Here is a 20,922-nt window from a genome sequence, read left to right as displayed (position 1 = left end):
TGATTCAGAGTCTGATATGGACAAATCTCTTTTGAGCGTCCGGCGATACCTGCTTGATAACCACGTTGATGTGCCCGTTCCAGGCGATCTCGTTTTTGTCTCTTCATGCCTCGTTTCCCTCATTACATTGTCTGGTGGAAAAGAAAACAGTGATTACAAAATGTGCAACCACGGATAACCAATAACGCGAAATCCAGTGAGCGTCAATGCGCAAAATTCACGCCAATGTCATATTTCTGCGCTATTCTGGTTGTCTTTTCGACAAAAAGTCAGGCTCTCCTGCGGCTAACCGGTTCAGCAAAAAAGAAAAGCTGCGACCACCCGAGGGTGAAAATCGCAGCTTTTTCGTACCAATCATTTTACCTATTAATTAAGGCGTGTGAGCGTCGAAGCAATACTCTTCGCCTCCTGCTGCCAGCCCTGAGCCAGGGTTTTCACCATGGCATCGTAGCCGTCATCCTGCTGCTTCAGTTCGATGTGGAACGGGCGCTTCACAATCTCGCCCTGGCGCTTCAGAAGCCACTCTCCGCTGACAATAACCTTGCCATCATAGCGTCCGTGGAAGCCGGTCACATTCACGCTCAGCGCATCCTGCTCGTGACCTAGCGGCTGGGATGCAACCACCCAGCCCGGCAATGCGCCGCTGAGATTAGTGACCAACGCATTGCGTAGCTGCTGATCGAGCGGGCTGGCCCAAAGGTTGCTGGTAGCGATGACATACTGCACATCGGTCGTCTGGTAAACCACCCCTGTGCCGGCAAGGAAATCAGGCACGGTGACCTGATCGACCCACAGTAAGTGGCTTCCTGGCTGGCTTACGGCCTGCACAGCGGGCTGTGACGTCTGTGGCAGCTGGTAGTATGTTTTGCCGTTATCGCTCCCGCTACATGCAGTGAGCGTTAAGACGGCGGCTAGCGTGAGCCACTTTTTCATGGTTGTGCCCTCTTCGGCTGCGGATCCTTTTTATCCTTCGCTTCAAATACCAGCGAGTTGCTCTTATCGTTCAGCGTGCGCAATACCGGTTGCAGCTCGCGTAGCACCTGGTCAAGACGCTGCATATCCGCCACCATCTTGTTGTACGCCGCAGAGCCTGGCTGGAAGCCTTGCATGCTGCGGTTCAGCTCGCGAAGCGTTTTCTGCATATCTTCCGGCAGCTGCTGCATCGACTGGCTGGAGGTAATCTTGTTCAGGTTATCCAGCGTCTGCTGCAGGTGGCGCATCGTTTTCTGGCTTTCTGCCAGCGTATTCGTGGCCTGTTCCAGCATCGGGTTAATCGGCAGGTTGTTGATTTTATCCAGCGTCTCCAGCAGTTTTTGCTGAATTTGCGCCAGGCCGCCGCTCACCGTTGGAATAATCGGGTAACCCGCGATCTGAGGCAGATCGCCTAATCCTTTATCTTTCGGATAGAAATCGAGGTCGATAAACAGCGCCCCGGTCACCAGGCTTCCGGTTTTCATCGAGGCACGCAGGCCGCGCTTAATCAATACCTGCAGATTTGTCGAAATATCCGCGCCATCTTCGAGCATATTTTTCAGGCGTTCTGGCTCAATACGGATCAGCACCGGAATGCGGAAGTCGTCATTCAGGCTTTGACGCATTTTATCGTTGAAGAACGGAACCTGTGCCACAGTCCCCAGGCGAATGCCGCGGAATTCCACCGGTGCGCCGGGCTGCAGGCCACGCACAGAGTCTTTGAAGAACATCAGGTAATCAATATGGTTGGTGTACAGCGAATCCTGAATACTTTTCTGGTCGTCGAACAGTTGGAAGTCAGCGCCCGTTTCAACCGGCTTACCCCACTCCCAGCCTTCAGGCACGTCGAAGCTTACGCCCCCGCTAAACAGCGTGGTTAAAGACCCCATCTCCACGCGCATCCCCTGGGCGGACATATCCACGGCGATGCCGCTGTCTTTCCAGAAACGGACGTTGCTGGTAATCAGTCGGTCATTTGGCGCCGCAATAAACAGCTGATAGCTAATCGCTCGCTTATTGGTGTCGAAGGTGCTGGTTTCTACCGAGCCTACGCGATAACCGCGGAACAGGACCGGGTCGCCGGGGGTAAGCTGGCCAGCTTTTTTGCTGTCGAGCGTAATGCGAATACCTTTTGCATCAGGGGGAGCCAGCGGCGGAGCATCCAGCAAAGCATAATTCTCAAGCTGTTCACCTTTGGTTCCTGGCTGCAGCTCAATATAGGCGCCGGACAGCAACGTGCCGAGGCCGGAGATCCCTTCGCGACCCACCTGCGGTTTTACCACCCAGAATACGGAATCTTTATGCAGCAGCTTCTCCATCCCGGAATTTAGCCGCGCCTTGATCTCTACATGATGCAGATCGTCAGTTAGCTGCGCGCTCTCCACCACCCCGACGTCTACGCTGCGGCTTTTGATGGTGGTTTTTCCGCCCTCAATCCCTTCTGCGTTGGCGGTTATCAGGGTCACTTCCGGCCCCTGATGGCTGTAGTGATAAAACAAAATCCAGGCGCCAATCAGCGCCGTTACGATGGGAAAGATCCAAACCGGCGACCAGTTTTTTACCTTCTGTACTTTCGCCTCGCCGCTCTTATTTTCCATGTTCGGAAGACTCCTCATCAGTTACATCGTCAGCTCGATCCCAGGACAAGCGAGGGTCAAAGGTCATCGCAGCAAACATCGTCAAAATTACCACTAACGCAAACATTAATGCCCCTAAAGCCGGGTAGATATTCATCAACCCGCCCATGCGCACCAGCGCGGAGAGAACGGCAATCACAAACACGTCGATCATCGACCAGCGGCCAACAAATTCAACAACTTCATAAATCAGGTGCATTCGCTCACTGTCGCGCCTGCCGTGCCCTTTTGCATCCCAGCACAGCCATGCAATGGCGATCATTTTCAGCGTGGGCACCATAATACTGGCGATAAAAATCACCATTGCCACCGGATAAGATCCCTCACTCCACAGCAGGATCACCCCGGCCAGAATTGTGGAAGGGTATTTATTCCCCAGCATTTCAGTGATCATGATCGGCAAAATGTTCGCCGGCAGATAAAGCATAATGGAGGTGATCAGCAGCGCCAGCGTCCACTGTAAGCTGTGCCGGCGGCGAACGTGACCGTGCGTCCCGCATCGTGGGCAAGCCAGGGTGTCCGCCGCAACGATAGCCGTGCAGCAGGAACAGGAGCGCAGCCCCTGCTTAATGCCCGACACGCCGACCTTTAGAGGCCGATGCACCGGCGGCATAGGCGCAATGTCATCCCACAGCCAGCGCCGGTCCACGCACTGGAAAGCACGAAGCTGCAAAATGCAAAACAGGCACCAGGGAATAAAGCTGCTGCCAACGCCAATGTCCCCGTAGGCCATCAGCTTAACGAAGCTGACCAATACCCCGGCGAGAAAGATTTCCGCCATGCCCCAACTCTTCAGTTGGAACAGCACTCGCGCCAGCCAGCGTTTAAGCCCAAGAGGCAATTTAGCCTGGTTAACCAGCAGCAGGATGGTTATCAGGCAAAAAGCCGGCACCGCCTGGACAAAAAGTAGAAAGAAGGTGCCGAGGCTGGCGTAATCCTCAGAAAACATCACGCCGGGAATTTGCATCAGCGTGACTTCACTGCTGATCCCGGCCACCTTCATATTGATGAAAGGAAACAGGTTGGCCAGCAGCAGCATAAACAGCCCCGCCAAAGCGTAAGCCGTTGGCCGCTGACGCGGCAAATACCACTGCGTGACCAACGGTGTGCCACAGCGCGGGCAGGAGGCTTTGTGGCCGTCCTGTAAGGCAGGCAGCGCCACCAGCAAATCACATTGTCGACACAAAATATGCGAGCGATGGTGGTGCGTGGCACACATCGTAACTCTCCTTAGATTACGAGCCGTTTTTCAACGCTTCCAGATACTCCCAGCGTTCAAATGCTTCTTCCAGAGCCTGTTCCGCTGCGGCCATTTCCGCGAGGACTTTTTGGGTCACATCGTGCGGCTGGTTGAAGAAATCAGCATCGGCGACCTTCGCCTGCAGAGCACCTAAATCAGCTTCAAGCTGCTCAAGACGCTGCGGTAATTGCTCCAATTCGCGCTGCAGGTTATAGCTTAGTTTGCTATTGGCACGTTTAACAGGTTCTGCTTTTTGCGCTTCTGCCTTCTCGGATTTAGCCGCAGAAGCCTGACGCAGCGGCTGAGCGGAACCTTGCTGCCCTTTTGCATCATGGTAACCACCGACATAGCGGCCAATTTTGCCCTGGCCTTCGAAAATCCAGCACTCGGTCACGGTATTGTCGACAAACTGACGGTCGTGGCTAACCAGCATGACGGTGCCCTGGTAGCCATCAATCAACTCTTCCAGTAGCTCCAGTGTTTCGACGTCCAGATCGTTGGTTGGTTCATCGAGAATCAGCAAGTTACTGGGTTTTAAGAACAAACGAGCCAGCAGCAGACGGTTTCGTTCCCCGCCAGACAGCGCACGCACCGGCGTCATCGCGCGTTTTGGATGGAACAGGAAGTCCTGAAGATAACCCAGAACGTGGCGCGGCTTGCCGTTCACCATCACTTCCTGCTTACCTTCCGCCAGGTTATCCATCACGGTGCGATCGGGATCCAGCTCGGCGCGGTGCTGATCGAAGTAGGCCACTTCCAGCTTGGTGCCGCAGTGTACGCGGCCGCTGTCGGCCTGAAGCTGGCTAAGCATCAGCTTAAGCAGCGTGGTTTTGCCGCAGCCGTTCGGCCCTACCAGTGCAATTTTATCGCCACGCAGCACTTGCGCGGAGAAATCACGCACCAGCGTTTTGCCCGCTACCTGGTAGTTAACGTCTTCCATCTCGAAGACAATTTTGCCTGAGCGGCTCGCCTCTTCAACCTGCATCTTAGCGCTGCCCATCACTTCGCGGCGCTCACCGCGCTCGCGGCGCATCGCTTTCAGGGCACGAACGCGACCTTCGTTACGGGTCCGACGGGCTTTAATACCCTGACGGATCCACACTTCCTCCTGCGCCAGTTTGCGGTCAAACTCGGCGTTTTGTAACTCTTCCACGCGCAGGGCTTCTTCTTTGGCCAGCAGATACTGATCGTAATCGCCTGGGTAAGAAACCAGCTTGCCACGATCGAGATCGACAATGCGGGTAGCCATATTGCGGATAAACGAACGGTCGTGGGAGATAAAGATAATGCTGCCCTGAAACTCTTTCAGGAAGCCTTCCAGCCAGTCGATGGTTTCTATATCGAGGTGGTTAGTCGGTTCGTCCAGCAGCAATACGCGCGGGGAGCTGACCAGCGCACGGCCCAGCGCCGCTTTACGCAGCCAACCGCCCGACAGCGCAGACAGCTCGGTATCTGCCTCCAGACCAAGCTGCTCCAGCACTTCATTAATACGGCTATCCAGCTGCCACAGGCCCTGATGGTCAAGGATCTCCTGAATGCGCGCCATCTCGTTGAGGTTCTTCTCGCTCGGATCGCTCATCACTTTGTGAGAGATATCGTGGTAAGCCTTCAGATATTCCGCCTGCTCTTCCACCCCTTCCGCCACAAAGTCGTAGACCGTACCCGCAACGTTACGCGGCGGGTCCTGCTGCAGGCGGGCGACGATCAGATCCTGTTCATAAACCATACGCCCGTCATCCAGCGGGATTTCACGGTTGAGGATCTTCATCAACGTTGATTTGCCCGCACCGTTGCGGCCAACCAGACAAACGCGTTCGTTTTCTTCGATGTGTAATTCGGTGTTATCTAACAGCGGCGCGTCGCTAAACGACAGCCAGGCACCGTGCATACTAATTAATGACATGACTATTAATCCCGGGATTCGTGAGTGACTAACCAGCAGTTATGGATCTGGCGGTTGCGCGCAAAGTCCTGCGACTGCGTTTTTTGTGTTATTTCCTGTGCAACCAGGCCCAGCTCCGCCAGGCCGGCGAAGTCCATTTTGAAGCCACGTTTATTGTTGGAGAACATAATGGTGCCACCGCGACGCAGCAGACGCTTCAGATCTTTCATCAGCGCAATGTGGTCACGCTGCACGTCGAAAGAATCTTCCATACGCTTGGAGTTGGAGAACGTCGGTGGATCAATAAAGATCAGATCAAACTGTTCGTCGCTGTCGCGCAGCCAGCCAAGGCAATCCGCCTGAATCAGACGGTGAGCGCGGCCAGTGAGCCCGTTCAGGCGCAGGTTGCGCTCGGCCCACTCAAGATAGGTGCGGGACATATCTACCGTAGTGGTGCTTTTCGCCCCGCCCAGCCCTGCATGGACCGTGGCAGTACCGGTGTAGGAGAACAGGTTCAGGAAGTCTTTACCTTTGCTCATCTGCCCCAGCATACGTCGGGCAATGCGGTGGTCAAGGAACAGACCGGTGTCCAGATAGTCGGTCAGGTTGACCCACAGGCGAGCGTCATACTCGCTCACTTCCATGAAATCGCCCTTCTCGCCCATCTTCTGGTACTGATTTTTGCCTTTCTGACGTTCGCGGGTTTTCAACACCAGCTTGTTGGTTGGCAGCTCAAGTACCGCAAGCGTTGCCGCGATGACGTCAAACAGACGCTGGCGGGCTTTGTTCGGGTCGATGGTCTTCGGTGGTGCATACTCCTGTACCACGACCCAGTCGCCGTAGCGGTCAACTGCCACGTTGTAATCAGGCAGATCGCCGTCGTACAGGCGGTAGCATTCAATCCCTTCCTGACGGGCCCACTTGTCTAACTTCTTGACGTTTTTGCGCAGGCGGTTGGCGTAATCTTCGGCAATCTGGCCACTGGCGGCAGCAACGCCGGCAGGGTTAGCCGCTAGCTGATAGTTTTTCTGTACGCAATCCAGCGGGCCGTTTTTGGCCTTAAACTGACGATCGGCGCGCAGCTGCAGGCAGCTCAGCAGTTCAGGCGAGGCGCTGAACAGTGACAAATGCCAGCCGCCGAACTGGTTTTTCAGGTGGCGACCCAGCAGGCTGTGCAGGGCAATCAGCGCAGGTTCGCTTTCCAGACGCTCACCGTAAGGCGGGTTGCTGACAACCGTCCCCGCCGGGCCTTCCGGCAGCGGATTGGTCAGATTTGCCACATCCTTAACGTCGAAGCTGATAACGTCGGCAAGACCCGCTCGGCGAGCGTTGGCCCGGGCGCGTTCGATCACGCGGCTGTCGTTATCGGAACCGAAGAAACGAGACGGATATTCTGTGAGGCCACGACGAGCGCGAACCTGAGCTTCGGTCACCACTTCTTTCCAGACGTCGGCATCATGCTTCGCCCAGTTCAGGAAGCCCCAGTGCTTACGGTGCAGGCCGGGCGCACGATCGGTGGCGATCATCGCCCCTTCAATCAGCAAGGTGCCGGAGCCGCACATCGGATCCAGCAGCGGTGTGCCATGCTGCCAGCCGGAACGCATGACAATAGCTGCCGCCAGCGTTTCTTTAATAGGGGCCGCCCCGGTTGCATCGCGGTAGCCACGCTGATGCAGACCTTCGCCGCTGAGATCCAGCGCGATACTGGCCGTGTCTTTATTCAGCCAGACATTAATACGCAGGTCCGGCTGCTCACGATCAACATCCGGACGCGGCAGATTTTTACGCGTAAAGGAATCAACGATGGCATCCTTTACCTTGAGCGCCCCGTACTGACTGTTGCGGATAGTTTCGTTCAGGCCGCTGAAGTGCACGGCAAACGTTGCGCCCGGCCCGAATAGCGCGGGCCAGTCGATAGCCATAACCCCGAGGTAAAGATCGAGATCGCTGTAAACTTTGCATTCGCTAAGCGGTAGCAAAATGCGCGAAGCCAGGCGGCTCCACATCAGGCTTTGATAGAGTAGACGAGTATCCCCCTGGAAATGTACGCCGCCCTGAACCACCTGGCAGCTTTGAGCCCCCAGGTTTTCCAGTTCAGTTTTTAACAGCTCTTCAAGCCCACGCGCCGTACTGGCAAACAGAGAATTCATATCGTCACTTATCTGGTAAAAAGAAAATTGTGGCGCATTATAGCTAATCCGCAACGCATGTCATAAAGTTGCCCTCTTAATTTATTTCCCACGGAGGGCGCCATGATTACTTTGTCTCAACTCTTTATTCATCCGGTGAAATCCATGCGCGGCCTGGCGCTCTCCCACGCACAGGCAACCACCAGCGGCTTAGCCTTCGATCGCATCTTTATGGTCACCGAACTGGATGGCACCTTTATTACCGCTCGCCAGCACCCACAGATGGTGTTGTTCACCCCCGCATTCCTGCACGACGGCCTTTATTTATCCGCACCGGACGGCAGCTCGGCCAGCATTCGCTTTGCTGATTTTGCCGCGACGCCTGAGCCGACCGAAGTCTGGGGCTCGCACTTTACCGCCCTTATTGCCCCCGATGAAATCAATCAGTGGCTAAGCGGTTTCTTCTCCCGGCCGGTGCAGCTTCGCTGGGTAGGCGAACACCCAACCCGTCGGGTGAAACGTCACGAAGAAGTCCCGCTCTCTTTTGCCGACGGTTTCCCCTATTTGTTGACCAATGAAGCATCGCTGCGCGACCTACAAAACCGCTGCCCCGCGAGCGTAAAAATGACCCAGTTTCGCCCGAATATTGTGGTAACCGGCGCCTCTGCGTGGGCAGAAGATACCTGGAAAGTTGTGCGCATTGGCGGTGTCACTTTCGACGTGGCCAAACCCTGCAGCCGCTGTATCTTCACGACGGTTAGCCCGGAGCGCGGCCTGAGGCATCCGAGTGGCGAACCTCTGAAAACGCTGCAGAGCTTCCGCAGCGCGCAGGACAACAGCGGCGCAGTAGATTTCGGCCAGAATTTAATAGCCCGTAACAGCGGGGTTATCCGCGTTGGCGACGAGCTGGAAGTGCTGGCCCACAGACCGGCGAATGTTTATGGCCCGGGCGAAGTGGTGGAAAGTCTTGAACCTCAGAGTCAGCCTGAAAGCAGCGTCAATATTGACTGGGAGGGCACGACGTTCCAGGGCAATAACCAGCAGATCCTTTTGGAGCAGCTGGAAAACAAAGGGATCCGCGTCCCCTATTCTTGTCGGGCCGGGATATGCGGAAGCTGCCGGGTTCGTTTACTGGATGGCGAAGTGAAGGCGCTGAAGAAAGGCGCGATTGGCGCCGACGGCACCATTTTATGCTGCAGCTGTGTTCCCGCAGGAAATGTGAGCGTAGCGGCTCGCTAAACGGCCTGATCGAGACTGAGGCCGCTGCTTAAAGGCTGCGGTTTCAGCCGGTCATTCATCACCTTAATGGCATCCCCCAGCTGCATAGTGCGGCCAGCTAACGTTAGCCCTTGCTGAGCAAGCAGGCAAAGTGCGGCATTATCGCCAGTTTCCACCACCAACAGGTTAACCTGCTGCATATTCTCGCTTAGCCACACGCAGGCCCCATCTCCGATCCCCGGCTGCCAGCGGTCACCGTGGGAGACAAAATGCCAGCTTTTCGGCATCTGCGGCTTGAGGAAACGAATCGCCACCAGAGCGTTGAGCACCAGTTCGGCACGCTGTTCTTTCCCTAGCGGTAAATCACGGCATTTTTCTTCGAAGGAGAAATAGAGCGCGGCATCATCGACACAAAAACCTGAGTTTTCAAAGGCATCCGGCGTCAACATTTTACGCGGAAAGCGCGAACGGAAAAGCATACCATTGGCCAAATCGAGCATCATTCGATCGTGCTCTTCATCGAAATACCAACGCCAGTTATCGTCCGGTTTTATTCGCATAATGCTTACCCTTCATTTATCCCGCTGCCGAATTGCATCTCAAATTCGTACCATATTAATAAAAGACCAATATGTTTAAATAATCAACAGTAGTGGAATATAAAACAACCAGGGCCGAAAATAAAGCCCTGGTTGTCTGTAAAAGGTAAATGATCAGAGATGGGTAACGATTTCTTTAATCAGCGGTGGGCCTTTAAAAATGAAGCCTGAGTATATTTGAACCAACGAAGCACCTGCCGCTATCTTCTCACGAGCAGCGACAACGGAATCAATACCCCCCACGCCAATAATCGGCAAACGGCCATTTAATTCCTGAGACAGGCGACGAATAATTTCCGTGCCTTTTAATTGCACAGGACGCCCGCTTAAGCCCCCTGTTTCATCGCAGTGCTTCATGCCCTGAACAAGGCTTCGGTCTAAAGTGGTATTAGTTGCAATGACCCCGTCAATATTATGGCGAACTAAACTGTCCGCCACCTGGATCAATTCTTCTTCAGAAAGATCCGGCGCGATCTTCACCGCCACAGGAACATATTTATGGTGGATCGTTTGCAGCGCCTGTTGCTTATTTTTAATGGCGCTTAAAAGATCGTCTAACGCTTCACCATATTGCAAGGTACGCAGCCCTGGCGTATTCGGTGATGAGATATTGATCGCAATATAGCCAGCATACGGATAAATTTTATCCATGCAGATCAGATAATCATCTTTTCCCTGTTCAACGGGGGTATCTTTGTTCTTGCCGATATTAATCCCGAGCACGCCGTCGAAATGCGCTTTTTTTACGTTTTCGACCAGGTTATCCACCCCGAGATTATTAAATCCCATTCGGTTAATCAGCCCTTCGGCCTCCACCAGACGGAAAATGCGCGGCTTGTCGTTCCCCGGCTGCGGACGCGGCGTCACGGTGCCAATCTCAATGGAGCCAAAGCCCATCGCCCCGAAGGCATCAATACATTCCCCGTTTTTATCCAGACCCGCGGCTAAGCCCAGCGGATTCTTGAACGTTAACCCCATGCAGGTCACAGGTTTTGACGGCACGTTCTGGCGCACCAGCCACTCAAGCGGCGTGCCGGTGACAAAGCGTAATTGCTGAAAAGTTAACTCATGGGCGCGCTCTGGATCGAGCTGAAAAAGGGCTTTACGAACGAAGGGGTAGTACATGAACTCTCCTGGATTCCCGGTGTGCAGACCGGGGCGTTATTATTCACGATCCAGGGGATGATTGGAATTGACCTGTCGCAAAAAAGCCTGAATAGAAGCAAACGTTTTCTTTCCAGGCACGCAATATGCGCTTTTTCGCAAATCTATCCCGGAAAAATCACTTAGCCACGGAAATCATCTCTGCGAGTATCAAGCTAATTGTTATCAATGTTAGATAAAAACAAACAATTAGTTATAAGGAGTCGTGATGCGTGTGATTACCCTGGCCGGAAGCCCTCGCTACCCGTCCCGTTCCAGCTCGCTGCTAGAGTATGCGCGGGAGAAGCTGAGCGCCCTGGATGTTGAAGTCTATCACTGGCACTTACAGAACTTCGCGCCGGAAGACCTGCTCTACGCCCGCTTCGACAGCCCGGCGCTGCTGGCGCTCACCGAACAACTCAGCGCCGCCGATGGCCTGATTATCGCTACGCCGGTCTATAAGGCCTCGTTTTCAGGCGCGCTAAAAACGCTGCTCGATTTGCTCCCCGAGCGCGCGTTGGAGAAAAAGGTTGTTCTGCCTCTCGCCACCGGCGGCACCGTCGCCCATATGCTCGCCGTGGACTACGCCCTTAAGCCAGTGCTGAATGCGCTGAAGGCTCAGGAGATCCTGCACGGGGTGTTTGCCGACGATAGCCAGATAGCCGATTACCAGCACAAACCCCAGTTCACCCCGAACCTGCAAAAGCGCCTGGACGAAGCGCTGGAAACCTTCTGGCAGGCGCTTCATCGCCGTGACTTTGCGGTGCCGTCTCCGTTTAACGTCCGGGGGGTGAGCCATGTTTAATCTGCTCAAACGCCGCTCTCCGTGGCTGGCATTGGCCGGTTTACTCGCCTTTTCAACCTACAGCAACGCCTCGGGTAACAGCCCGGAACAGCTGCGCATTGGTTACCAAAAAGGCTCCGTCAGTATGGTGTTAACAAAAAGCCATCAACTGCTGGAGAAGCAATACCCGAACACCAAAATCTCGTGGGTTGAGTTTCCCGCCGAGCCGCAGATGCTGGAGGCGCTGAACGTCGGCAGCATCGATTTGGGCAGCACGGGCGATATTCCCCCGATCTTCGCGCAGGCCGCCGGGGCAGATCTGCTGTATGTGGGTGCCGAGCCGCCGAAACCTAAAGCGGAAGTGATTTTGGTCCCAGAAAATAGCCCATTGAAAACCGTGGCGGACTTAAAAGGCCACAAGATTGCCTTTCAGAAAGGCTCCAGCTCACACAATCTGGTCCTGCGCGCGCTACAAAAAGCCGGACTGAAGTTTGCCGATATTCAACCCGCTTACCTGACACCCGCCGATGCTCGCGCAGCCTTTCAGCAGGGGAATGTAGATGCCTGGGCTATCTGGGATCCGTACTATTCGGCAGCGCTGCTCAACGGTGGCGTTCGCGTCTTAACGGACGGCAGCGAACTGAATCAAACCGGATCGTTCTATTTAGCCTCCCGCCCATATGCGGAAGCGAACGGCACTTTCCTTCAACAGGTGCTGAAGACTTTTAGCGACGCCGACGCGCTCACCCGCACGCAGCGGGCGGAAAGCGTCACCCTGCTCGCCCAAACGATGGGCCTGCCGGAAGCAGTGATCGCCACCTATTTCGACCACCGTCCCCCTTCAGAAATTACGCCGGTAAGCGAGGCGACCGCAGACAAGCAGCAAAATACCGCTGACCTGTTTTATGAAAACCGCCTCGTCCCGAAGAAGGTCGACATCCGTACCCGAGTCTGGCAGCCCGCCGCCCCGACACAAGGAGCTAAGTCATGAGTCTGAATCTGTTCTGGTTTTTACCCACCCACGGTGATGGCCATTATCTTGGCAGCGATACGGGCGCGCGTCCGGTCGACTATGGCTATCTGCAGCAAATTGCCCAGGCCGCCGACCGCATCGGATTCACCGGCGTGCTGATCCCCACCGGGCGCTCCTGCGAGGATGCCTGGCTGGTAGCGGCTTCGATGATCCCGGTTACTCAACGACTTAAATTTCTGGTCGCACTGCGCCCGAGCGTTGTCTCCCCTACCCTCGCCGCCCGCCAGGCAGCCACGCTGGACCGCCTTTCAAACGGGCGGGCATTGTTTAACCTGGTGACCGGCGGCGACGCCGAGGAACTGGCTGCCGAAGGGGTATTTCTGGATCATGAAGAGCGCTATGAGGCCTCGGCAGAATTTACCCGCATCTGGCGACGCGTCCTCGAAGGCGAAACCGTCGATTACGACGGCAAACACATAAAAGTGAAAGGCGCGAAACTGCTCTATCCACCGGTTCAGCAGCCGCGCCCACCGCTCTATTTTGGCGGATCGTCCGACGCCGCCCAGGATCTTGCGGCCGAGCAGGTTGACCTTTACCTGACCTGGGGCGAGCCTCCCCATCTGGTAAAAGAAAAAATCGAGCAAGTGCGGGCCAAGGCTGAAGCGCACGGGCGGCAGGTTCGCTTTGGTATCCGTCTGCACGTTATCGTACGCGAAACCAACGAAGAAGCCTGGCAAGCAGCAAACCGGCTTATTTCTCACCTCGATGACATCACCATAGCCAAAGCGCAGGCCGCCTTTGCTCGCAGCGACTCCGTTGGGCAGCAGCGCATGGCCGCCCTGCACGGGGGTAAGCGAGACAAACTGGAAATCAGCCCTAATCTTTGGGCCGGTGTCGGCCTGGTTCGCGGCGGCGCTGGCACCGCGCTGGTAGGCGATGGGCCAACCGTCGCGGCCCGCATAAATGAATACGCCGATCTGGGCATCGACAGCTTTATCCTGTCGGGCTATCCGCACCTGGAAGAAGCCTATCGCGTGGGCGAACTGCTATTCCCTCATCTTGACGTTTCGATTCCTGCAATCCCTCAGCCACGACAGGTTCAGGAGAAAGGCGAAGTGGTCGCCAACGATTTTATCCCGCGTAAAGTGGCGCAAAGCTAGGGGGCCCGATGCAAGCATCCGTTCACAAAGTCTTGCTGCGCCTGGCGCCCTGGGCGCTGCCGGTGGCGATTGTCCTTTTCTGGCAACTGGCTTCGTCTGCCGGCTGGCTTTCCACGCGTATTTTGCCTTCTCCAGAGGGCGTCGTGCTGGCTTTCTGGAACCTCTCAGCCAGCGGTGAACTCTGGCAACATCTGGCCATCAGCTCCTGGCGCGCGGTTATCGGTTTTAGCATCGGCGGATCGCTGGGCATGATCTTAGGCCTGATTAGCGGCCTGTCGCGCTGGGGGGAACGCCTGCTGGACAGCTCTGTTCAGATGCTGCGCAACGTTCCGCACCTGGCGCTGATCCCGCTAGTGATCCTATGGTTTGGTATCGACGAGACGGCCAAGATCTTTCTGGTGGCGCTCGGGACGCTGTTCCCTATTTACATCAATACCTGGCACGGCATCCGCAATATCGATCGTGGCCTGCTGGAAATGGCCCGCAGCTACGGCCTCTCCGGGTTTAGCCTGTTCGTACACGTCATTTTGCCGGGCGCTCTGCCTTCCATTATGGTCGGCGTACGTTTTGCTCTGGGTCTGATGTGGCTGACGCTTATCGTCGCCGAGACCATCTCGGCAAATTCAGGGATTGGCTATCTGGCGATGAATGCCCGGGAGTTCCTGCAAACCGACGTAGTGGTGGTTGCCATCGTACTGTACGCGCTGTTGGGTAAACTCGCCGATGTCAGCGCCCGCCTGCTGGAGCACGTCTGGCTACGCTGGCATCCGGCTTATCAATCAAAGGAGGAGATGGTATGACAACTGCTCGTCTGAACCAGGGCACGCCGGTATGGCTCCACGGCGTGAGTAAACGCTACGGCGATAAAAGCATTCTTAATCAGCTTGAACTGCGTATTCCCGCCGGGCAGTTCGTGGCGGTGGTCGGCCGCAGCGGCGGCGGGAAAAGTACGCTGCTGCGCCTGCTGGCCGGGCTGGAAACGCCCAATCACGGAGCGCTGTTCGCAGGTAATACCCCGCTACGTGACAGCCAGGAAGATACGCGGCTGATGTTCCAGGACGACAGATTGCTGCCGTGGAAAACGGTGATAGATAACGTCGGGCTCGGGCTAAAAAATAACTGGCGTGAGGCCGCGCTTCAGGCACTTACAGCCGTTGGCCTTGAAAATCGGGCCGCAGAATGGCCAGCGGCACTTTCTGGCGGGCAGAAGCAGCGCGTAGCGCTGGCGAGGGCACTCATTCATCGTCCGCGCTTATTGTTGCTCGACGAACCCCTGGGTGCGCTGGATGCCCTGACGCGGATTGAGATGCAGGAACTGATTGTTTCTTTATGGCAGGAACATGGCTTTACCGTGCTTTTGGTCACCCACGACGTCAGCGAAGCCGTCGCCATGGCCGACCGCGTGTTGCTTATAGAAGAAGGGAAGATTGGCCTGGATCTGACGGTTGATTTGCCTCGCCCGCGCCGCCTGGGATCGGTGAAGCTGGCCGAACTGGAGGCCGAAGTGCTTGCCAGAGTGATGAAACGAGGTTCAGAGGAGCCGGCACGCGCGGTGCGTACCGGCTGATTTTATACCCTATCCCTGAAAGGGATAGGGGCGAAGCTTATGCCAGCGCTTTGGCAATCTTCTCGAACAGATCCCCGGACAGATTTTCCAGGCCTTTCAACTGCTCCAGTGCCGCACGCATCTTAGCCTGACGTTCCGCGTCATAACGCTTCAGGCGAATCAACGGCTCAACCAGACGAGAAGCAATTTGCGGGTTACGGCTATTCAGCTCGGTCAGCATTTCTACCATAAACTGGTAGCCGCTGCCGTCTTTGGCATGGAACGCTGCCGGGTTGGCTGAGGCAAACGCGCCAATCAGAGAACGAACCCGGTTCGGGTTGCCCAGGCTGAAGGAACGGTGGTTGAGCAGCTCGCGAACCTTCGCCAGCGTGTTGCTGGCCGGGCTGGTCGCCTGCAGCACAAACCACTTGTCCATCACCAGGCCATCTTTGTGCCACTTCTCATCGTACTGAGCCAGCAGCGCTTCACGGCACGGCAGTTGCGCGGCCACCGCTGCGGACAGCGCAGCGATAGAATCGGTCATATTGTCCGCCTGCTGATACTGCTCGCGCACCAGTTGCTCAGCGAGTTCAACCTCGCCAAACGCCAGATAGCGCAGGCAGGTATTGCGCAATGCACGTTTGCCAATATCGCCATGATCCACGCGATAGCTGTCGAGCTTATTCGCGTTATAAATTGCCAGGAACTCATCGGCCAACTCCGCTGCCAGGGTACGGGTCAGCGCCCCGTGAACTTCAGCGATGGCGATCGGATCGATGGTCTGGAACAGCTCGGCAATTTCATTCTGCGATGGCAGAGTCAGGATCTCCGCGGCGAGCGCAGGATCGATCTTCTCATCCAGCAGAATGGCGCGGAATGCGTCGGCCACATGCAGCGGCAGAGAGAGCGGCTGCCCTTGCTGGCTGCGGTTCACGTTGATCTTGATGTAGTTTGCCAGCAGGCTCTGCGCCGCATCCCAGCGGGAGAAGTCATTGCGCGCGTGGCGCATCAGGAACGTCAGCTGCTGGTCACTCCATTTGTACTCGAGCTTCACTGGCGCAGAGAATTCGCGCAGCAAAGACGGCACCGGCTGGAAGTAGACCTTGTCGAAGACGAAAGTCTGCTCTGCCTGGGTCACGTTCAGCACATGGTGAACCGGATGGCCGTCCTTCTGCAGCGGAATAACCTTCCCTTCGTTATCGTAAAGCTCGATATCAAACGGGATATGCAGCGGGTGTTTTTCCTGCTGCTCGGCGGTCGGCGGCGTCATCTGGCTGATAGTCAGCGTGTAATGCTCAGTTTCCGGGTTGTAGTCGTCACGCACGGTGACAACCGGCGTCCCGGCCTGGCTGTACCAGCGGCGGAAATGAGACAGGTCAACGTTGGACGCGTCTTCCATCGCCTGCACGAAATCATCACAGGTTGCCGCGCTACCGTCATGGCGCTCAAAGTAAAGCTGCATCCCCTTCTGGAAGTTTTCCTCACCCAGCAAAGTGTGCAACATACGAATAACTTCCGAGCCCTTCTCGTACACCGTCAGGGTATAGAAGTTATTCATTTCGATAACTTTGTCCGGGCGGATCGGGTGTGCCATCGGGCTTGCATCTTCGGCGAACTGCATCGCGCGCATGGTACGCACGTTTTGAATACGGTTTACCGCGCGAGACCCCAGGTCAGAACTGAATTCCTGGTCACGGAAGACGGTTAGGCCCTCTTTCAGGCTCAGCTGGAACCAGTCACGGCAGGTCACGCGGTTGCCCGTCCAGTTGTGGAAATATTCGTGACCGATAACGCGTTCGATGTCGAGGTAGTCTTTGTCGGTCGCGGTCTCGGCGCGGGCCAGAACATACTTCGAGTTGAAGATATTCAGCCCTTTGTTTTCCATCGCGCCCATATTAAAGAAGTCGACGGCGACAATCATATAGATGTCGAGGTCATACTCCAGGCCGAAGCGGGTTTCGTCCCACTTCATCGACGCCTTCAGAGAGGTCATCGCCCAGTCAGCGCGATCGAGGTTACCGCGGTCAACGAACAGCTCCAGCGCAACGTCACGGCCGGAACGGGTTTTAAAGCTGTCGCGCAGGACGTCAAAATCACCGGCCACCAGCGCAAACAGGTAGCAAGGTTTTGGGAACGGGTCTTGCCACTGCACCCAGTGACGGCCATTTTCCAGCTCGCCTTCAGCAATGCGGTTGCCGTTAGCCAGCAAATACGGGTATTTATTTTTGTCGGCGATAACTTTGGTCGTGAAGCGCGCCAGCACGTCCGGGCGGTCCAGATACCAGGTGATATGGTGGAAGCCTTCCGCTTCACACTGGGTACATAACGCTTCCCCGGATTGATACAGCCCCTCAAGCGCAGTGTTGGTTGCCGGACTGATTTCGTTCACAATCGTCAACGTAAAGGCCTCAGGGACCTGCTCCAGAATCAGCGCGCCATCTTCCTGGCGATAGTGCGGCCAGGCGCTACCGTTTACGGCAATGGAGACCAGCGTGAGGTCTTCGCCATCAAGATGCAGCGGAGTGCCCGCATCACCCTGACGGACAATTTTGCTGACTGCGGTGACCTGCGTTTTTGTGGCATCAAGGTCAAAGGTCAAATCGATATCGGTTATCGTATAATCCGCCGCGCGATAGTCGTGGCGATATTTGGCTTGTGGCTGTTGTGTCATAAAAAACCTTATACATCGTCCGTAAGATAACGGACTTCAGTCTATTCCTGTTGCCGGAATGTTGCTACGCAGAATCTTCATCTTTGGCGGCCCGTAGCCCAAATTTTTTACCGCTTTATGCGGTATTCCCTTTTTCTCTCCAGCCCCTTCTGACCCGGAACTCTTCCTTTTCCTCCGCCACTCAATACCGCCCCTTCCGCATGAGAGAACTAAATATGCGTATTCCCCCTTCCGGTCCCATGGCCTTTCATCAGGCCGTTGCCCAAAACGATATTGCAACTATCCAAAAGCTAAGGCAGCAGGGATATAAACCTGTCGCTCTGGACCAGCACGGAAACTCTCCGCTGGATGCGCTGGCTACCCGTCGTGATATTGACGGCCCCACGCGAGCGCGGCTGTACCACAGTCTTTTGGCCTCACTGAATCCCAGTGCGCCTGCAGGCTACGTCAAACCGGAAGCATTTCATGGCTCTCCCTGGGGCTTTGAGATACTACGCAGCGGGGCGCTGAAAGGCGGAGTGAACGATCCCAAAGGCGGTTCACAGTCGCTGGAGGGAAAAGTGTTCTTCTCTGACCGGACGCGAGAGTCGAGCAATAAATTTGAAACACGGGAGAATCTTCGCCAGAAACCGCGCGTGTACGCCAAAGGACTGGGCATTAAGCCCACCACGGTGGAGACGCGGTCAAACCTTTATGTGCTGAGCAAAGCGATTAACCATGCTTCGTCCGCCAGCCATTTCCCGGCCTCAACGCTGACGCTGAAAAGCAGCAATAATCTTGAAGAGGCGGTGTATGACAGCCTGGTGCGCCTTTTGTCAAACAACGGCTATCGGCTAAAAAAGGAAACACCGGAGCAAATCCTGCAGCAAACCGGCGTCCCGGCGCATATCAAGTTTGTTGATAACAGCCACCCGCCCGGCGGGGAACAGACGCGGAAACTGATCGGTAACGCTTTTAAGCGTATTGAAAACGAAATGGTGGGCGGGAAATTACCGTTCCTGAATTTGCTCAACGACGGGCAAACCCTGCCGCTGGTTTTTGGTTTCAGTAAAGTTAATAACCTGAAAACGCATACTATCCATAATTCGTTAAGCAACACCGCCTCGATGTTTAACTATCAGGCTGAAAATCATCCCCTGAGCGGGACAGCCAACGGCGGTAAGCTCAAAGAGATTGAAGTGAAATCCCTGGCCGATCTCGCCACGCTGACGCTGGCCTGTAAGGCACAAAACGTCGCGTTGCCGAAAGATACGCTGATTCGTATCAACCCTACCCCCAATGAAAAAAAGCAGCATGGGCTGAAGGCGCTGTATCTGGACTCATCCGCACTCGCCAGATTCAGCCACGCTCTGCTGGGGTCAGACACGGCGAATATGGGAAGAATGACGCTGGGGCAGCTTCAGTCCCTGAACCACAGCCTGCGTGAAAAAGCGGAGAACGGCAGCCTCCGTATTCGCTAGTCGCCGATAATAACCGGCGGCCATTTACCGCCGGTTATTTCGCTGAGGAATGGAAGCCGCACGTTTTGTTTAGTACCCTAAACACATTGTAATTCAACACATTGTCATGGTTTGGAGTGGCAAATAGCCCTCAGACCACTCCCCACACCGCCCCCCAATTGTTGTGATCCTGCTTCAATAAACAGATAATCAGGGTATACTCCCGCGTCTTTATTTGCCCGGACTGATGGAAACGCTCCTGTGAGAGGATGCTGAAACGCGCCATGACACGACACGCTTCCCCGATTTTGCAAACGCTTCTGGATACTGACGCCTATAAGCTTCATATGCAGCAAGCGGTTTATCACCGCTATTACGACGTTAACGTCGCAGCGGAATTCCGCTGCCGCGGCGACGACCTGCTGGGTATTCATGCCGAGGCTATTCGTGAACAGGTCGCGGCTATGCAGCACCTGCGCCTCAGCGACGAAGAATTTCACTGGCTGAAAAGCCTGCCCTTTTTCAAAGCCGATTATCTCGACTGGCTGCGTGACTTCCGCTATGACCCTTCTCAGGTCCAGGTGACCAATAATCATGGCCATTTAGATATCCGCCTCAGCGGGCCGTGGCGAGAAGTTATTATGTGGGAAGTTCCCCTGCTGGCGGTGATCAGTGAAGTCGTACATCAGCATCGCGCGCCTGGCGTAACCCCAGATATGGCTCTGGCTCACCTGGAAAGTAAGCTGCAGGAATTTAATGCACTTACCGCAGGGCTGGATCTTTCCCATTTCCGACTGATGGACTTCGGCACCCGCCGCCGTTTCTCTCGGGAAGTGCAGCAGGCCATTGTTGAGCGCCTTAAGCAGGAGCCGTGGTTTATCGGCACCAGCAACTATGATCTGGCCCGCCGTCTTGACCTGACGCCGATGGGCACCCAGGCGCACGAATGGTTCCAGGCGCATCAGCAGATAAGCCCAGACCTGGCGAACAGCCAGCGTGCGGCGCTACAGGCATGGCTGGATGAATATCCCGATCAGCTCGGGATTGCCCTGACTGACTGCATCACCATGGATGCTTTCCTGCGTGACTTCGGCAAGGAGTTCGCGACTCGCTACCAGGGGCTGCGCCATGATTCAGGCGACCCGGTTGAGTGGGGAGAAAAAGCCATTGCCCACTACCAAAAGCTTGGCATCGATCCGCTAAGCAAAGTGCTGGTGTTTTCCGATAACCTGGATTTAAAAAAGGCCGTGGAGCTTTACCGCCGCTTCTCATCCCGGGTTAACCTCAGCTTTGGCATCGGCACTCGCCTTACCTGCGACATTCCGCAGGTTAAGCCGCTGAACATCGTGATTAAGCTCGTGGAATGTAACGGCAAGCCGGTCGCGAAGCTTTCGGACAGTCCGGGAAAAACCATCTGCCACGATAAAGCCTTTGTACGGGCACTGCGCAAAGCCTTTGACCTTCCGCTGGTAAAAAAAGCCAGCTGATTCAGCGATAACGGGTGAATAGCGGCTTCGCTATTCACCACG

General features: G+C 55.5%; 16 protein-coding genes. 8 read left to right on the top strand and 8 right to left on the bottom strand.

Going from position 1 to position 20,922, the window contains the following annotated elements; genetic code table 11:
- Nucleotides 1–366 precede the first annotated feature (366 nt).
- Genes VW41_07380 through rlmL form a run of 5 tightly spaced genes read right to left on the bottom strand, consistent with a single transcriptional unit; the run spans nt 367 to nt 7,881 of the window.
- A complete protein-coding gene (locus VW41_07380; protein ID AJZ88866.1) occupies nt 367–933 on the bottom strand; it encodes a lipoprotein in 567 nt (188 codons plus the stop codon).
- A complete protein-coding gene (locus tag VW41_07375; protein AJZ88865.1) occupies nt 930–2,570 on the bottom strand; it encodes a paraquat-inducible protein B in 1,641 nt (546 codons plus the stop codon). The genes VW41_07380 and VW41_07375 overlap by 4 nt, the downstream gene beginning before the upstream one ends.
- Entirely contained in the window at nt 2,560–3,828 is a 1,269-nt protein-coding gene (locus VW41_07370) for a paraquat-inducible membrane protein A (GenBank protein AJZ88864.1), read from the bottom strand. Before VW41_07370 ends, VW41_07375 begins: the two co-directional genes overlap by 11 nt.
- Before the next feature lie 16 nt (nt 3,829–3,844).
- Complete coding sequence (locus tag VW41_07365; GenBank protein ID AJZ88863.1) at nt 3,845–5,752, bottom strand: ABC transporter ATPase; 1,908 nt, start codon at nt 5,750–5,752, stop codon at nt 3,845–3,847.
- Between the two features lie 5 nt (nt 5,753–5,757).
- Nucleotides 5,758–7,881, bottom strand: coding sequence for a 23S rRNA methyltransferase (gene rlmL / locus VW41_07360; protein AJZ88862.1), 2,124 nt, complete (start codon nt 7,879–7,881; stop codon nt 5,758–5,760).
- Between the two features lie 102 nt (nt 7,882–7,983).
- On the opposite strand from rlmL, the gene VW41_07355 reads away from it, so the two are divergent.
- Nucleotides 7,984–9,099, top strand: coding sequence for a hypothetical protein (locus VW41_07355; GenBank protein AJZ88861.1), 1,116 nt, complete (start codon nt 7,984–7,986; stop codon nt 9,097–9,099).
- On the opposite strand, the gene VW41_07350 is transcribed toward VW41_07355, so the two are convergent.
- Together VW41_07350 and VW41_07345 are read right to left on the bottom strand one after the other, a co-directional pair.
- A complete protein-coding gene (locus VW41_07350; protein ID AJZ88860.1) occupies nt 9,096–9,638 on the bottom strand; it encodes a cell division protein ZapC in 543 nt (180 codons plus the stop codon). The genes VW41_07355 and VW41_07350 overlap by 4 nt on opposite strands.
- 153 nt (nt 9,639–9,791) lie before the next feature.
- Nucleotides 9,792–10,802, bottom strand: a complete 1,011-nt coding sequence (locus VW41_07345) for a dihydroorotate dehydrogenase (protein ID AJZ88859.1) — start codon at nt 10,800–10,802, stop codon at nt 9,792–9,794.
- Between the two features lie 247 nt (nt 10,803–11,049).
- On the opposite strand from VW41_07345, the gene VW41_07340 reads away from it, so the two are divergent.
- Genes VW41_07340 through ssuB form a run of 5 tightly spaced genes read left to right on the top strand, consistent with a single transcriptional unit; the run spans nt 11,050 to nt 15,304 of the window.
- A complete protein-coding gene (locus tag VW41_07340) occupies nt 11,050–11,625 on the top strand; it encodes an NAD(P)H-dependent FMN reductase (GenBank protein AJZ88858.1) in 576 nt (191 codons plus the stop codon).
- Nucleotides 11,618–12,595, top strand: a complete 978-nt coding sequence (locus tag VW41_07335; protein AJZ88857.1) for an alkanesulfonate transporter substrate-binding subunit — start codon at nt 11,618–11,620, stop codon at nt 12,593–12,595. The genes VW41_07340 and VW41_07335 overlap by 8 nt, the downstream gene beginning before the upstream one ends.
- Nucleotides 12,592–13,737 (top strand): alkanesulfonate monooxygenase, encoded by a 1,146-nt coding sequence (locus VW41_07330; protein ID AJZ88856.1) that lies wholly within the window; start codon nt 12,592–12,594, stop codon nt 13,735–13,737. The genes VW41_07335 and VW41_07330 overlap by 4 nt, the downstream gene beginning before the upstream one ends.
- 8 nt (nt 13,738–13,745) lie before the next feature.
- The gene (gene ssuC / locus VW41_07325) at nt 13,746–14,537 is read left to right on the top strand and encodes an alkanesulfonate transporter permease subunit (GenBank protein ID AJZ88855.1); all 792 of its coding nucleotides are present in this window, start codon (nt 13,746–13,748) and stop codon (nt 14,535–14,537) included.
- A complete protein-coding gene (gene ssuB, locus VW41_07320) occupies nt 14,534–15,304 on the top strand; it encodes an aliphatic sulfonates transport ATP-binding subunit (protein ID AJZ88854.1) in 771 nt (256 codons plus the stop codon). Before ssuC ends, ssuB begins: the two co-directional genes overlap by 4 nt.
- Before the next feature lie 37 nt (nt 15,305–15,341).
- Here ssuB and pepN read toward each other — a convergent pair whose 3' ends face one another.
- Nucleotides 15,342–17,954: an aminopeptidase N gene (pepN, locus tag VW41_07315; GenBank protein ID AJZ88853.1), complete on the bottom strand. Its 2,613-nt coding sequence runs from the start codon at nt 17,952–17,954 to the stop codon at nt 15,342–15,344.
- A 221-nt stretch (nt 17,955–18,175) separates the two neighbouring features.
- Between pepN and VW41_07310 the strand changes: the two genes are divergently transcribed.
- Both VW41_07310 and VW41_07305 read left to right on the top strand, forming a co-directional pair.
- Entirely contained in the window at nt 18,176–19,414 is a 1,239-nt protein-coding gene (locus VW41_07310; GenBank protein AJZ91891.1) for a hypothetical protein, read from the top strand.
- Between the two features lie 263 nt (nt 19,415–19,677).
- On the top strand, nt 19,678–20,880 hold the full coding sequence (locus VW41_07305) for a nicotinate phosphoribosyltransferase (protein AJZ91890.1): 1,203 nt from the start codon (nt 19,678–19,680) through the stop codon (nt 20,878–20,880).
- The last annotated feature ends 42 nt before the right edge of the window (nt 20,881–20,922 follow it).

It is taken from the genome of Klebsiella michiganensis, from assembly GCA_000963575.1.
GTDB lineage: Bacteria > Pseudomonadota > Gammaproteobacteria > Enterobacterales > Enterobacteriaceae > Cedecea > Cedecea michiganensis_A.
Note: the sequence above shows the minus strand (reverse complement) of the source record. Positions and strands in the feature narration are given on the sequence as shown.